This window comes from Paenibacillus sp. LX16 (genome assembly GCF_036252815.1).
In the GTDB taxonomy this organism is placed as follows: Bacteria; Bacillota; Bacilli; order Paenibacillales; family Paenibacillaceae; genus Paenibacillus; species Paenibacillus polymyxa_B.
This window is the reverse complement of the sequence record NZ_CP141152.1, coordinates 1036238-1051801: the sequence shown is the minus strand read 5'-3', so window position 1 is coordinate 1051801 and position 15564 is coordinate 1036238. Positions and strand designations below refer to the sequence as shown.

At 49.8% G+C, this 15564-nt stretch carries 14 protein-coding genes; 2 read left to right on the top strand and 12 right to left on the bottom strand.

Annotated features, from left to right (window positions below):
* Positions 1 to 53: 53 nt before the first annotated feature.
* Entirely contained in the window at positions 54 to 1085 is a 1032-nt protein-coding gene (locus tag T3H97_RS04740) for a WXG100 family type VII secretion target (protein WP_328801843.1), read from the bottom strand.
* Between the two features lie 198 nt (positions 1086 to 1283).
* Between T3H97_RS04740 and T3H97_RS04735 the strand changes: the two genes are divergently transcribed.
* Positions 1284 to 2066, top strand: a complete 783-nt coding sequence (locus T3H97_RS04735) for a Cof-type HAD-IIB family hydrolase (protein WP_103049758.1) — start codon at positions 1284 to 1286, stop codon at positions 2064 to 2066.
* An 89-nt stretch (positions 2067 to 2155) separates the two neighbouring features.
* On the top strand, positions 2156 to 2944 hold the full coding sequence (locus T3H97_RS04730; RefSeq protein ID WP_013308962.1) for a formate/nitrite transporter family protein: 789 nt from the start codon (positions 2156 to 2158) through the stop codon (positions 2942 to 2944).
* Positions 2945 to 3033: 89 nt separating this feature from the next.
* Here T3H97_RS04730 and T3H97_RS04725 read toward each other — a convergent pair whose 3' ends face one another.
* The 11 genes from T3H97_RS04725 to T3H97_RS04675 all read right to left on the bottom strand — a co-directional run bounded on the left by T3H97_RS04725 (position 3034) and on the right by T3H97_RS04675 (position 15533).
* Positions 3034 to 3279 carry an HPr family phosphocarrier protein gene (locus T3H97_RS04725; RefSeq protein ID WP_328801842.1) on the bottom strand — a complete coding sequence of 82 codons (246 nt, stop codon included), beginning with the start codon at positions 3277 to 3279 and terminating at the stop codon, positions 3034 to 3036.
* A gap of 90 nt (positions 3280 to 3369) precedes the next feature.
* On the bottom strand, positions 3370 to 4254 hold the full coding sequence (locus T3H97_RS04720; protein ID WP_328801841.1) for a DL-endopeptidase inhibitor IseA family protein: 885 nt from the start codon (positions 4252 to 4254) through the stop codon (positions 3370 to 3372).
* A gap of 111 nt (positions 4255 to 4365) precedes the next feature.
* Positions 4366 to 4599 carry a hypothetical protein gene (locus tag T3H97_RS04715; protein WP_023987187.1) on the bottom strand — a complete coding sequence of 78 codons (234 nt, stop codon included), beginning with the start codon at positions 4597 to 4599 and terminating at the stop codon, positions 4366 to 4368.
* Between the two features lie 175 nt (positions 4600 to 4774).
* The gene (locus tag T3H97_RS04710; RefSeq protein ID WP_442955633.1) at positions 4775 to 6640 is read right to left on the bottom strand and encodes a rhamnogalacturonan lyase; all 1866 of its coding nucleotides are present in this window, start codon (positions 6638 to 6640) and stop codon (positions 4775 to 4777) included.
* A gap of 157 nt (positions 6641 to 6797) precedes the next feature.
* Positions 6798 to 7355, bottom strand: coding sequence for an SLOG family protein (locus T3H97_RS04705; RefSeq protein ID WP_328801840.1), 558 nt, complete (start codon positions 7353 to 7355; stop codon positions 6798 to 6800).
* 305 nt (positions 7356 to 7660) lie between these two features.
* A complete protein-coding gene (locus T3H97_RS04700) occupies positions 7661 to 8002 on the bottom strand; it encodes an iron-sulfur cluster biosynthesis family protein (RefSeq protein WP_069291208.1) in 342 nt (113 codons plus the stop codon).
* 219 nt (positions 8003 to 8221) lie between these two features.
* On the bottom strand, positions 8222 to 10063 hold the full coding sequence (locus T3H97_RS04695) for an IucA/IucC family protein (protein WP_328801839.1): 1842 nt from the start codon (positions 10061 to 10063) through the stop codon (positions 8222 to 8224).
* Entirely contained in the window at positions 10023 to 11276 is a 1254-nt protein-coding gene (locus tag T3H97_RS04690) for a type III PLP-dependent enzyme (protein ID WP_328801838.1), read from the bottom strand. The genes T3H97_RS04695 and T3H97_RS04690 overlap by 41 nt, the downstream gene beginning before the upstream one ends.
* On the bottom strand, positions 11273 to 12049 hold the full coding sequence (locus T3H97_RS04685) for an HpcH/HpaI aldolase family protein (protein WP_328801837.1): 777 nt from the start codon (positions 12047 to 12049) through the stop codon (positions 11273 to 11275). The genes T3H97_RS04690 and T3H97_RS04685 overlap by 4 nt, the downstream gene beginning before the upstream one ends.
* Positions 12046 to 13830: an IucA/IucC family protein gene (locus tag T3H97_RS04680; RefSeq protein ID WP_328801836.1), complete on the bottom strand. Its 1785-nt coding sequence runs from the start codon at positions 13828 to 13830 to the stop codon at positions 12046 to 12048. The genes T3H97_RS04685 and T3H97_RS04680 overlap by 4 nt, the downstream gene beginning before the upstream one ends.
* The gene (locus T3H97_RS04675; RefSeq protein ID WP_328802774.1) at positions 13818 to 15533 is read right to left on the bottom strand and encodes an IucA/IucC family protein; all 1716 of its coding nucleotides are present in this window, start codon (positions 15531 to 15533) and stop codon (positions 13818 to 13820) included. The genes T3H97_RS04680 and T3H97_RS04675 overlap by 13 nt, the downstream gene beginning before the upstream one ends.
* Positions 15534 to 15564: the final 31 nt, after the last annotated feature.

Sequence of the window (15564 nt, the reverse complement as noted above, 5' to 3'; positions counted from 1 at the left end):
TGTAGATTTTATAGATACTCCTATTCACGTTGCTATCGTTCACGGCTCAAGACTTAGTTATAATCCTCCCAATAGCGATACTCCATTTCATTCTCACCTTTGGTGACGATGATCATGTTCTCGATATGTCCGGTTTCTTTATTCGTTCGGTAGATCATGGTACGGGTTTCGTCCTCATCGGGTACAGAGAAGAGTACTTTGTCACTGAGCATGCCGCCGCCAATGCCGACGACGTGTTCCCCCCACCCGGAGGCTGCGCCAGAACCGATGCCCGAACCTGCCCCACTAACTCCAGCCCCGCGCGACAAAATAAGACCTATTCCATATCCGGTGACGGTCTGGGCCGTTTTACCTAGAGCGTGCTCTCCGGAGGATTGGGTATGCTTTTGGACCCAGTAATCGTATTTATCCGTATTTTGCTCATAACTCACAACATTCCCTTTTTTATCTATAGATATATCCGTCTTGCTTCCGTCTTTACCTGTCAGTTCGGTGACGGCGACAAGGGAATCGGATGTGATCTTGGAGGTCTCTCCTGTATTGTAATCTGTACGGGTAACTGAGTCTTCATATTGCAGCCGCAGGACATTCATCTGATCGTGAATTTTCTGCATAACCTGCTTGTCGCCGATGGCCTCGGCGTTTTTTAGTAGTTCCTCATATTGATGATATTTATCCGCGTCTGCCTGATCCCATTCGTCTATGTTTTTGGGCTGCTTGGCAATTTCTCCACCAGCATCTCTAGCCTCTCCACTGCCCGCCAGCGCTGCACTAGCGTTCATTGCCGCTGCCAGGGCAGTCCAGAAGCCACGTGTGCTTTCACCATCCGCATTTCTAAACTTCGAAGCGATGCTTTTCAGCTCAATTTCAATGGATTGAACCTTATTTAATACAGAAGAAAGTGTATATTTAGCCGTACGATAGTCATTATAAAAACGGTTCCTCTCCATACCATCCCACTGGCTGTGAAGGCGGTTCATTGTGCTATCCAGGCCGTTTAACTGGTTATACAGTGTGCCGTGGGCATTGGCAAATTGGGAGGCCACGCTGTCCAGCTGCTCCGGTGTGACTTGGATTTTTGTCATGGTGATCACATCCCATCTAAGAAAATAGGAGATAGAAATTATATTTTACAGTAATCCTTATTTCATATTGTAAGCTATAGAGGTCGGACATTCATGAGGATTTATACGTATTTGTGTATTCAGAAGCAGTTCCTTTGATATAATGAATCCATATGAGTTCATTTCGACAATACATTATTGAAAGTCAGGTGTATGGACATGTCAGACAAAAAAATTATCTTTTTTGATATCGACGGTACGTTACTGGACGATGACAAGAAAATGCCGTTAACGGCAGAAAAGGCCGTCTTTGCTTTGAAAGAGCTGGGACATGAGGTGGCCATCGCAACCGGCCGTGCGCCTTTTATGTTCAAAGATATCCGCGAGCAGTTGGAAATTGACTCCTACGTCAGCTTTAATGGGCAATATGTCGTGCTTCGCGGGGAAGTGGTCGCTACCAATCCGTTGAACAGAGAAGCCTTGCAAGCGATGACCGATCTGGCCCTCACACATAATCATGCTCTCGTATATATGGATCATATGGACATGAAGGCCAATATTCCTAACGATGAGCTTGTGGAGAAATCGGTCCAAACGCTTAAGGCCAAGATTTCAGTTGGATACGATCCGCTCTATTTCCAGGGAAGAGATATTTATCAGACGCTGTTGATGTGTACAGCAGAAGAAGAGCCTTTCTATGAAGCGGTATTCAAGGCGTTTGACTTTGTACGCTGGCATCCGAGTTCTGTGGACGTTGTTCCTCATGCTGGCTCCAAAGCGAAGGGCATCCGCGAAATTACGTCCAGACTGGGCATTGCCGATGAAAATCAATACGCCTTTGGCGATGGCTTAAATGATGTGGAGATGCTAACAGCTATACATAACAGCGTGGCGATGGGCAACGGCTGTGATGAAGCCAAAGCCGCAGCTAAAATGGTCACAAAACGCGCAGATGAAGACGGTATTTTGTACGGACTGCAAAAGCTTGGTTTGTTAAGCTAACAGGATTGCTGACAGACTGGACATGTTTCGGGAAAAATAAAGTCTGTTTAAAGACTTACATATGAGAAAATAGGAGGTTGTCCTTAAATATGGAGACGGAAGGCTTACGCAATGTCGAACAGCTAGCTATGAAGAAGTACAAAATTTACAAGCAGAGCCTACTCCGGTATTTGGCACGTTCCATGCTGGCGAGTATGTTCATCGGGTTCGGCGTTATTGTAGCCTTCAAGACGGGCAACTTTTTTTACATGGAGCATTCTCCATTCACTTATCCCATGGCGGCACTTACGTTCGGAGCTGCCATCATTCTGATCGCTTACGGCGGCGGGGATTTGTTTACAGGTAACACCTTCTATTACACTTATGCTGCGCTCCGTAAAAAGCTGCGCTGGGGGCAGGTGCTTCGATTATGGGCTGCCAGCTATGGCGGTAATTTACTGGGTGCGGGGGTATTTGCACTCCTTATTTACTTGACCGGGCTGTTTGACTCCTCCAGCGTGAACAGCTTTCTACTGAACGTGGTTGAGCATAAAATGGAAGCGCCTGCAATGCAGCTATTCTTCCGAGCTATTTTGTGTAATTGGCTCGTCTGTCTTGCCTTTTTCGTTCCCATGTTTATGAAGGAAAATGGCGCAAAGATGTTTGCCATGATGCTGTTTGTGTTCTGCTTTTTCATTTCGGGATATGAGCATAGTGTGGCTAATATGTGTACTTTCGCCATTGCGCTCGTGTTGGACCATCCGGGTACGGTTTCTGTCGCTGGGGTGATCCATAATCTCGTTCCGGTGACACTCGGAAATCTGGTTGGCGGCGTGCTGCTTATGGGGGTTATGTACTATTCGGTGAATCTCCCGTTTTTGGACGAGGAAGAACACTAAAAAAAGAAGCCGTGGGACTTAGGTTCCACGGCTTCTTTGCGTTATTTTCATAATAGAGTATGCAGTGTTCACAGGTGATTCCTTGCCGTTTATTCGGCTTGAGCAGGAAAATGAATAAATTCCTCCAACTCCTTGAACAGCTTCTTGGGATTGACGTTGTCAGGTACAACCAGAGTTAGCGGCTCATCCAGCTTCAGCACATACATGCCTAAAATGGATTTGGCATCTGCCATGCCGCTTTTGCTATGAATCCAGATGTCATAGGTATAATTAGAAACGATTTGATTGATTTTTTCAATATCCTTAACGTCTTTTACCTTGATGGGTGTCATCATTGCACAGCACTCCCCTGCATTGAATTGGGGCTTACGAAACAAGCCTTAACATCACTTTACCCCATATGAAGCCTGTTGCAAAATCTTAATTTAGAAAATGACATGCGGCGCGGAGCTGATTTTCCAGTAGCTACCGACCTTTTCAAAATTCACGGTGATTTTTTCATTCGCCTTCTTGGTTTGTGCCGGATAAGGCACGGTCAGCAAGTAGCTGCGCTTCACCGGAGTCATGGTTACCATTTTCGCCGTAGCCCGACCGAACTCAAGCAAATTGCCACCATCTGCGTTCAACTGAGCTAATCTACCATTAACTTCAACGAAAAATTTACCGACAAATTGCTCACTCGCTTGCTTTGTGTAGGCCTGCGTTAGATAGCTGATCAGCTTGGTCTTCGTGCCGATGTCCTCGGACAGATAGCGATAGCTTTTGCCGTTCAACTGGAACGACTCACCCACCGAGCTGCCACCACTGATCGCATATTGATAACGAGATTGCGCCTCCAGCACAAGCGGAACCGCACTCTCGTGGTTCAGCTTGTCCAGCTGCGTCGGTTTCACGCTGGTAGCCGCGGCGGCTGGCGCCGAAGTGGACGGCTGCTGCGGCTTAGACGGCTTCGCAGTCGACGGTACGGTCGGAGCAGCCGCGGGTGCTACTGATGTAGATGGACGCTGTGCTGGTGCAGACGGAGCTACTGGTGAAGCGGCTTTGGCAGAACCTGCGGCTGCAGCCGGGGTCGAGGCTGCTGGAACCGACGGCGCTTGCGCCGGGGCTGGGGTCGTAGCCGACGCAGACGCTGCTGGTGCTGGCACCTGGGTCGGAGCGGATGCGGCCGGATTGGATGCGGCCGGATTGGCAACGCTCGGCTGCGTCGCTTCCGCTGGAGCGGTCACAGCAGGCGCGGCTGCAGCGGCCTGTGCCACGCTCATAAGTGTGGCCGCAATGCACAGTGCGGATAGCTTCGTATTTATTTTCATACTTATATACACCTCCATAATCATATGTCTGCATAAACTGCACACGTTTCTATTATAAGAATTTCGCTTCTCGATTGGGTTGCTAAATTGTTTCTATTTGCCTTTTTTTATTCATTCTGCACGAAGTTTGTCCGTATTTGCCGGGGATGGTTGTTCTGACTGTTTCAACTGCTTTGCCTCCATCTCTTCCAAGGATAGCGACAGTTGCTTAACAGATCGGTCCAGCTCCTCCAATCTGCGACTCAAAGTGACGAGGATGTATTTTAACAGAATCAGACTTAATGCAGCAGGGAATCCGACATTAGTTACGAGCTCGATCATGCCTTCAGTCGTTAAAGAACTCACAGAATCCGCCTCCTTTTTCATACATATATTCCATCGATAAGAACTAATGTTCCCGTTTTTATAGAAAGCATACGTTATCTCTTGGGCTCTCATGACAGAGAGAGCTCCAATTAGCTTGGAGCCCTCTCTGTTTTTGTTCATTCTATTTGCTTTCAAACCACTACCGAACGACATATCAAGGAGTATATATATTCGGCTGCTGGGGCTTGGGCATCCCTTCTCCCAGATAAAACCCGGTGTGCGGCGGCTGATTATAAGCTACGTTCTGCCAGGCAATACTCAGGCGATACACTGGATCATGCATTAGCGTGTAAAATCGATGTTCTGACTCGTATGGTGTTGTGTAGATACGCAGCGCTGAATTATCACTTTTACGCCAAATGACTTCCTCACGCCAGTCACCGAACAGATCGGCCTGCAAGGACGGCGTTCCTTTGGTTCCGTTATTGGAACTCGTTCCTGTTGCCGTAAGCAAGTTGGAAGTAGTCGAGTTCGTATAGTTCCACTTGTCTATCTTTCCAGCGCTTGATGAGGTATGATCCAGCAGTTCACGGAGGAGATCCCCATCCCACCAGATGCCAAAATTAATGGGAGACGGTAGCGTGTTGGTGATGAGCTGCCCCTTGGCTGAACGTAACCCAATACCCGGTGCCCACTGCTCGTTCCCTTTGGTCCGCGGGTCAATGTCTGCTGACATGCCTCTTCCAGTATCCTTACCTGTATTTACGCCCCATAAAATATTACCATTACGCGGGTCGTACATGGCAGCTCCGTAGGTGGCACTTTTGTCCTCGTTCACCTTGAACACTTCATAGCCTGAACGGTCGGGGTCCAGATCGCCAACATGAAGTGCATCTCCATGTCCCATCCCCGTGTTAGCCAGCTTCGCTCCGTTATCGTCTACAACCAGCGAGCCATACACGATCTCATCCTTATCATCTCCATCCACATCTGCCACGCTCAAGCTGTGGTTTCCTTGTCCAGCCGTTCCAGCATTGGTGGAGCTGTTGCTATCAAAGGTCCAGCGTCGGCTCAGGTTGCCGTTCCGCCAATCATATGCGACCAGAACGGTGCGGGTGTAATAACCACGTGCCATCACAATGCTCGGTCTCACGCCATCCAGATAAGCAACCCCGGCGAGAAAACGATCCACACGGTTACCATAATTATCTCCCCAGCTCGATACCGTTCCGCGCGGCGGCACATAGTCAATCGTACTAAGAGCCTTGCCTGTATTACCTGAGAACACAGTTAGAAACTCGGGACCTTTCAAAATATATCCGCTCGCGTTTCGATGATCAACCGAAGCGTCGCCAATCTTTACTCCTGTACCATCTACCGTGCCGTCTGCTGTTTTACATACGATCTCTGCTTTACCATCTCCATCAAAATCGTAGACGAGAAATTGTGTGTAGTGGGCTCCAGCCCGTATGTTACGTCCCAGGTCGATCCGCCATTTGCGTGTTCCATCCAGCTCGTAGCCATCCAAAAATACATTTCCCGTATAACCAGATTGCGAATTATCCTTGGCATTGGAAGGGTCCCATTTTAACACAATCTCATACTCGCCATCACCATCGAGATCCCCTACGCTGGCATCATTGGCATGGTACGTGTAGTTCACATTATCCGGAGTTGTGCCTCCTGCGGGCTGCTGGATCGGAACATCCAGATAGTTGTTGTTCCATACCTTCACCGCAGGGGAAGCGGCCTGCTCTGCTCCATTGACCACGGCACGAACGGTGTACGAAGATGAGGTCGTACCTGCCTTGTCCAAAAAGTTGGTTCTCGATGTAATCGGCGCATCGTTTACCTTGCTTGTCCCTCTGTACAAATTAAAGCCGACCGAATCCGCTTCCGTGCCGAGCAAGCGCCAGCTCACCAGCACACCCTCAGGCACCTTAACAGCGACGGCTCCACGGTTCAGCTTTTCCATTTGCCTCGTAGAGGCAGCAGAGACCTGGCTATCCATCGGGGGGACCACTCCACTCAACATGGCACCGAGACAGAGCAACGCAGCATACCGAAACCTTTTGTTCATCTGAATCATTAGCTCCTTTCATGGTTTGTATTTTCAATAAATTTATTTTATGTGACTGATAAGTTATTGTTGTTTAAATTTTATGATAGCGCTTACAAAAATGTAAAGGGACGAATACGTCCTTTTTGTTCAAAAATCCGGGCTAATGCTTTAAAAATCAGAGGTCCATGAATAATCGTTCTTCGTCAGCTATACTTTGGATATCCTCCGAACTGATGCTAATATACTGATAGCCCTCTGCCTGTTGTTTTTTCAATGCAAGTTCCTTCATAAAACGTGGGCTGCCCTCTCCGGCATCCTCATCGTAAACAAGCAATAAACCGTCTGTTTTGCGGAAAAGGAGTTCATCCCGTGCCTTGAGTTGCCATATTCCCTGATAGGGCTGACGGCTGATTACTCCCACATAGTCAACTTCCGCACAAATCTGCTGAAAATATTCCTTTTTGTCCTCTTTCCATTTTTCCTCCATATTTTGATAAGCCATCATAATAGAGCATCTTAGGTGGGGATATTGCTGTTTTAGTGCAGTAACGACCTCACAGGCCCACAAGTCCACCCCGTATTGACCGGGGGTAATCACCCATTCCAGCCCTTCTTCGATCAGGGGAATAAGCCTGCCTGCAATCGCCTTTTTAATATATGGAATGCCTTCGTGCTTCTGACTGAAAATATTCAGCTCATGGGCACGATAGCCCGAAACGAGCAAGTTTTTCATTTTCTCAACGTCCTTCTCCGATTATCATAAAGGTTATTGTACCACTTCAGAGCTGGCCACTAAACACTTCATTTTTTGGAGGAACGAATTGAATATAACGCAAAAGACAAACCTCTTCCAATGGGGCTGGATTAGGTTCGTCTTTTGGAGTTTGGCGTTCATTCAGAACTGCTTTCTTGGTGCTTAATGAATCGCTATTACCTATTCTGAGCATAATCCTCGCTTGTATTTTCGTTAAAACGACATACTGGCTGGACGTAGTATCTGCGCCGTTGCGATAAGCAAAATGCTCGTCCCCGGTGATATCACTCCTCAGACGACTTTATGCGTACATCTTTAATTCTAATGTTGCTACTAAATATACCGGCATCACTGCTTAGCTTGAATGACGGGTAACTAGGGTCTGCCTCAAGCCGCATTCTGCTATCGAACTGTTGCTCCTGCTGGCGATCTACCCAAAAAGAATAAGGCTCAGACTGAACTACTTTATCAGTTGCATTCGGCGTAGTGACAACCAAGATGACAAGTACGCCATTGCATCCGCAATCCTCGGTGTCATAAAACAACTTGAACATTCCCGGTCGTCCTGAAAGGGCCATTTCTAGCCTTTCAACGGACAAGGAATCCAATTCTAAATGTATGCTCATGAGATGAATTCTCTCCTTTATAAATGAGATGTTTGGAGCCGTCAGCTCCATAAAGACTAAATTTTAACTATGTGTTCATTATAGTCATGTTTTTGTATGTGTCTATGTGACTGCACTCACTGCTATCAATGAACTCTTACCTAAAAAAGGCAACCCGATTACACCGGGTCACCTCCGTCATCGCTCATCTTATCTAAACCAACATTCTTGTCACAACTTCTATCCTTTGTAAAAAGGATTATGACCTGTGCCTTTGCCCGATGGCATCGCCCCAGGCACCCCGTCCGCTTCAAGCAGCGGACGGATTATGAGCTTCACTGGCCACTCCCTACTCTCGAATACCGCTTGGAACAGCTCGGCCCGGTCAGCTTCGGGAAGCGGCACCACCCGTAGCGCTTCCTTCCATGCCTGCTCGGTGATATCCCATAACTTCGCTTCCGGGATAGAATACACCTCGCTTAGCGCTTCCATAATCGCAGCCAAATTCACCTGCGTGCCCAGCGACTGCACGTAGAAGATCAGCTTGCGGATCGTCTCATTATACAAGCTGTTCGAGTATCCTGGCCGGATATGATAACCCGGGTCCGCAATGCCGTGTTTGTCCAGATACGGCTGATGCAAACGTACGGAGTCGTGGTCACGGAATAACAGGCCGTTCACCTGTCCGTCCCGCAGGACCACACAGCAGTTCTGACCATGAATTTCGGGTACAACGCCTACCTTGAACAGCCGCATCACCACATCATAGAATAACGCCGTCAGATCGGTGTAGAATCCTATAACCTCTTCACTGGTTAACTCTCTGCCCAGCAGGTCAGATAACATATGGCGACCTTCCAGCGTCACCCCAAGCGCAGCCATGGGAATGACCTGCACACCTTCTTCCAGTAACTTTGGCGGATAAATGCGAATCTGGGCGGCCAGATGGCGAGGATGATCATCGAACAATCCCATGGATTCCGGCATGTATCCCCACCAGTTCCGTTCCTCACAGAGCCACACTTTACCAGTGAGTGATTCATCACAGGCCACCGCCTGTCGTAACATCTTCTCCCCAGCCAGACCATTCAGCAACTTCACCACCGGGAGATAGCGGGCGGCCCCGAGAGACAACACACTGACCGGAAGCTTGAGCATCTGTGTGGATTCCTCCATCGGAGCCATCGAGCGCAGGGACGATGTCGCCTGAACCTCTCCCAATTCGATATCCAGTACAATGATGGTGCCGTCCGCGATCTCTCCGGTAAAACGCGGCAAGATGATATGCTCCATCTGCCACGGATGTACTGGCATGGGCATATATTCTTGCAAATTCAGGTCTTTCCGGGCCAATTCTGCTTCCAGCCTGCTCCGCTGTTCTTCATCCAGTACATCCAGTGTGGACAGCCCTTCCTCACATCCCTGTTGTACGGCATCCCAACGCACCGCCACCCATCGCAGCGGGATCTCCTTCCTGAATTCCGCTGCATACCGGGTCACATCCGCTTCCGTGAATCCCACCTTGGCCTTGGAGGTGGGGTGAAATGGACGATCTCGCAGCGCTGCCACCTGCTCTCCCTTGATAAACCAATCGTATGCATTGAACGGAACTTGTTCTCCCAGTCCTTGCACCTGCTGGAGTCCCAGTGCCAATTGCTCGGTGGCTATTTCCACGCCTGCCAAGAATTCCGCAACCCCGGGATGCGCGTATGCTTCATCGGAAAGCGCCATCCGAAGCACAGCCTGTCCTACGACTGCTGGAGATTCAAGAAGCTTCCAGCCTCCATCCGGTGTCTCTCCATAGAAAGGTGAACCTTGTACCCATTGATATCCCTGCCTTTTGCCTGCTTCCACCAGAAACAAAATCCCTTTCAGATGCAGCATAAGCTGTCCACTATGCCTACCTGTTCCATTACCATCCCCCAGAAACATTCGGCGGAACGGTTCTGGGGAAGTAGAGAGTTCAATGAACGGATGCCCTTCCAGCGGAAGCAATTGCTCGGCCAGAAATGCATTGATCAGATCCTCCATAATCCGGCGCTCAGCGTCTTGCAGACTGGCACGCTTCATCACTGTTGACATAGTTGTTGTCCTCCGTCAAATAATAGAATACAGGGTGCGGATGACCCAGAAAATCATGATGCGAGATGGTCCAGCAATAGGCTCCCGACTTCTCGAACACAACAATATCGCCTACACGTAGCCGCTCTACTTCCGCATCTGAATGCATACGATCCTTGGGTGTGCACAGTTCTCCGACCACGTGAACTTTGTTGTCCCGTACCTCTGGTCTTGCAAACGAATGCCCCCAACGGTCCGTAGACATAATGTGAAACGGATGGTTGTGTCCCCATGATGCGGGCAAACGATTATGATGTGTACCTCCTCTCAACACGGCAAAATGCTGACCATGCGATGTTTTGATATCCGTAACCTCTGCCACATAATAACCGTGGTCAGCGACAAGCATGCGACCCGGCTCGAAATACAACTGTATGCCGCGTGAAGCAAGGCGCCCTCTAGCTTCACTTCGCTCAATCAGGGATGTGAACAGGGACCAGTCGAACCCGGGGCTACCATCATATGTGACACCAAACCCGCCTCCAGCGTTAATTACTTCAAGATGCAGGTCATATGTCTGCTGCCACATCTCCGCCTTTTGCAAATACAGCTCGATCATCTCGGCATGCAGTCTTGCGTCCACATTGTTTGATAACGAGTGAAAATGAAATCCGCATAAACGCACCGAACCCGCACCTTCCTCACGAATGACCCGGACTGCTTCCTCCACGCTCTCCTCATCCATACCGAATGGACTCGGACCACCGCCCATTACAATCCGGGTCCGTGGCAATGTGCTACTTCTCAGATTGATCCGCAGCAGAATGCGAACTTCCTCTCCTCTCCTTGTAGCAATGGCGATGACACGCCGCAGTTCCAGCAGGCTCTCCACATGAATAAAACGCACCTGATGCTCGATAGCCTGCTTCAACTCATTTTCTTTTTTCCCCGGACCGCCAAACAGGATTGGAACCTCGCTACTTACGCTCCTCACCTTGAGCAACTCGCCAATGGAAGCTACCTCGAACCCGTGAACCCAGGGCAGTAAAGCCTCAATAATTCGAGAATCCGGATTGGCCTTTATGGCATAGAACAACCGTATGCCTCCAGGCAGCGTGTGCAGCATGTGACGGACCTGCTCCTGAATACCAGCCAGATCGTAGACATAAGCACACACCGGGTCTTCACTATCTCTTTGCAGTTCATGGATCATATTCCATACGCTTGATTTCATATTAGTCCACCCGCATTTCCATAGTCATTCCGTTTCTGTTCGTATGCCCGAAAAGCCGTATTCCGGTCATCGCCCAACACGTATATGTATACCCCCCGTTCCGCCCACAGCGCCATGCCTTCCTTGCTTCTGGCCACCGTTGCATACGGTACCTGGCACTGCTTCGCGGCTTCATGTAATGCACCTAGCGAACGTTGCACGTCTGGATGTTCCGTCTGCCACGGTACGCCAAGTGATTGCGACAGGTCTGCCGCCCCCTCTAATACCCAGCTCACCTGGGGATGAGATAGAATGCTCGCACTTTGCCGGACGCCCTCCACACTTTCAATCATCGGTACAACCATCACCTGTTCATTCGCTTCCTGAATATACCCGGTGAGTGGATACTTGCCGAATACCCCCGATCGCCCACTGTTCAGACTCCGCATGCCAAGCGGATGATAATACGCATGACGAACCGCTTCCTCCACCTGCTCCCGCTGTTCCACATGAGGTATGACGATGCCTTGTGCGCCGCAGTCCAATACCTTTAGAATCTCTGCTCGCTCTACCTTCGAGATGCGTACCAGCGGGGTCATCCCTGCCAGTTCCGCAGCACGAACCAGCTCTTCCACCGATTCCATATTCGTTGCGGCATGTTCCAGGTCGATAATTACAAAATCATACTCCGCATGTCCAATCATCTCGATGATGACTGGATGCGGGATAGAGACAAAAAGGCCGAACACTGGCTGTTTACGTTCAATTTTCTCCTTCAGCGTGTTGGTTCTCATCCGGAAACGTCCTTCGCCAACTTCAGCGGATTGCTGACCTTACGGAAATACAGCTCCCCGTCCCCATACAGGCGGCGCTTGGTCATCTCTTCAATCAGCGCATCCTCGGCAAAAAGATCAAACCAGTCGAACCGCTCCTCATACTCCGGATGCTCCCGCTGGTAGTCCATAATCGTAGCCGCGCACAGTTGCCAGAACGCTTCTTCCGTCAGACCGAACTTCTCCAGCGTCAGCGCAATATCCGTCATGCAGATAAAAAAGAACGCATCATACGTATAGTCCCGGACTTCCGACACATCACTTGCGTAGATAAAGGAATACCGATTGAACTTGCGATGGGTCTCCGGTTCGGGGTGCAGCTTCGGGGCTCTTTCTGGGTTCAGCAACTTCTCGGGTACATAGCGGACACCATCGTGAAGATCCTTGATGATGATCCGTTTCGGCAGATCATTTTCCAGCACCAGAATGATATTCTGGGCATGCGATTCCAGCGCAATGCCGTGTGCATAGAGCAGATGAATAATGGGCAGCGATACCGTTCGAATGAGGGCTTCACTCCACTTCTGAATGCCATGACGCTCAACTGCACTCTGGATAAACGGTATCCCGTTCGACTGTACTAGCATAAGTGCATTTAAGGGCCAAGCTGTCTCGCCTTCTTGCAGATGAACAGATACATTTTCACGCCAGATCGCCCCGATTGTGCCATACGCTCGTCCATACTGGATTGCAGGCAAGTTCTCGTACCGGAGCGTGAGTCCCATGATTTCTTTCAGAATGGCAAACTGTTCCCGTTGCAGCAACTCATCCTCCCGAATGAGTGCTTCCAGCCAGTCGCTGATCAGCGGTGCGTTCTGGGTTGTGTGTTGTGCGAGAATACGTGTACTGGACGTATTGGTAATACTCAGTGCCAGCTTGAGATAAGGCGCTTCTGGATTCATTCGGTTCGACAGGGAACGAATGGACTGCTGAGCGCGATAAGCTGATGCCGAAGGGCCGAGAAAAACGATATCTCTGTCCATTCGTTGCCGGGCAAACACCGATTCCAGCTGGTGTTCCCATTGCCATGGATGAACAGGAATGAATATATAGCGATTCCCCTCCGTGTCTTCCGACTGAAGAATCCGATTAAACCGGCTGATATCCGCCTCTGTGAGATGTTGTCTCACCAACTGTTCTGACGTGTAGCCTGTGGAGAGAGCCATTTGCACAAGACCTTCTTTCACGGCAATCCAGAATACGGTCACATCCGAGTTAAACTCTGGACCATAGGCAAGATTGTCTTTTAGGGTGAAGCCAAGCCTCGACTTGTAGCTTGGATGGTAAAGATGACCATCGCTCATATGGCTTTCGAGGGCATCATAGTGCCGGTCTTTATCCGGAATCTTCTCAGGCAGCAAAGCCCGGCACTGGCTGTCCTTCGCCATCGTCTCCAGCAATTCCTGAATGAAGGCCGTCACATTCACACCCTCCAGAAGGTTCAGTACCATTTCCTCCAGAAACAGATCCAGATCGGTGCAGGGCACGCCCTCTCTTCGAATCGAGCCCTTCGCCACCTTCACTCGGCCAAATGAAAATTTCTGCTCCGCCTCACAGCTGTATGTCACAGCCTGCCCTGACGTATTCCGCCCCACAGCGCACCATTCGTTCCCATCCACCTTACAGTCAAGGATACCCTCGAACCACATGGCTTCCAGCGTTTGCCGCATGATCCGTTCCTGTACATCCGTGTATACTGCCGTCTTGTGACCTTTCTCAGCCCTATACCCTATGAACCCCACGCCACTTCACTCCCTATTCGGTTCATTATATTGCTCACCGGCACATACGCCGGGGTCTGACTGATCCCCCTGAGACAGCTCACCAGATTTTGTTTCGCCAGAAAACTGTCCGCGGTCAGCAAATGCTGCACATACACGTTTCCAGTTCGATCTAGTTCCTTCACCAGCACTTCGCGGACCTTTGCCCAGAAATGCTCCTCCGGTACGTTCACATCCCTTGCCATCGCATGAATGAGGGAACCCAGATGATTGATGATAAAGTAATAGGATGTCCTCGCCCAAGCCTTGTCCCGTGGATAAAACAGCAATCTGGAGGGATCGGTATCCTCCTCATGGATCAGCTCCGCATCGACACTGACTCCTTCCAAGTCACGCACGATAAATGCCTCAGGCATTCCGTCTCTTAGCGTCACGAGAGTATTTTGCAAATGAGCTTCAAAGTGAATACCTCGCTCTCCGGCCGCTCGTACAATGGGCAGCAAAGACAAGGTCAGATAACGTGAAAACCAGCGCTCGGCTTCAGCACGTACGCCACCCAGCATCGTCATGAGTCGTGATCGCATTCCCGGCAAGGGGGCTTCTACCAGACTCGACAGGACATATGTACATTCCGGGTCAAACTCAATCGGTCTGTATGCGACGGTAAACAGACTCGTTAATTCCCCCTCCTGAAAATCACAAGTGGCTACACCTGTCTCATAGGCAATCTGTGTATGCTGATCTACACCGAAGCAATTCTGCTGCCTGACGTACCTGGAGGCATCCAGCGTCCTTCGCATCTGCTCCACACTATTGGTGCGAATCATGTTGGTAATCTGTATGTTCAGCGACAGCTTGATATTGCAATTTAGCTCTGGAATATAGACGGTGCGTACCGAGGAGGTCGGGTAGGCCTTCGGCCCGCCGCTGCCCATCGGAATGAGTTTCTTGTCCAGAATATACTGCTGGACCTCGGACAAGCCCAACACGTACGCATACTGCCAGGGATGGATAGGCAGTAGTTCATACTCATCCCCATGCTCACCGCACTCTGCTTCCCAAGCTTGTTCCATATGCCCGTGCAGGCTGGCATGCAGATTGATCCTAGTGTGATCATCCACCCATTCCTGCATATACACATCCTTCCTCACAGCAACGTAACAGAGTTGGAACGAGGTACGCAGTTCCGGGCTGTACATCCGTACGTCGTGTTCAGTGAAACCTTTGGAGTTTTTTGGAAACGGGTGAAAGGGATGCCCATATACCAGAGACTGTTCGGAAGTACAGTAATCATATATGCCAAGTCCAGCAGCCTGCTCGATATACAGCGCAAGATTATTCACGCTGTTATCTACCTTTTCCGCAAAATCACGCACAGCAACCGCACGGGTCAACCTGCCTTGCTCATGCCGACTGTTTCCATACGCCGTGTCTTCACTCAGCTCCCGGGTGATCCAGCGAACCAGGTCCTGATAATGCACCGCTTGCCCGCGCTGTTGTATGCTTCGGTACTCATGCTCACCCATAGCCGAGTAATAAGCTAATTGTCCGGTTATTCTCACCCCGCTGGTCTGAAAAGCGACTGCGTACGTCATCGCATCCGGATTAATCCGAATGTCGCCCTCCTTCTCCACCGCAAGCTCCCGGATATAACAATTGAGCAGCAGCTTGCAAGAGTGTATATTCGCCTGCTGCTCTGCTTCAGACCTGAGCCTGTTTTCCATCTCGAACAATGTTGCCAACCTTCTTTCGGGT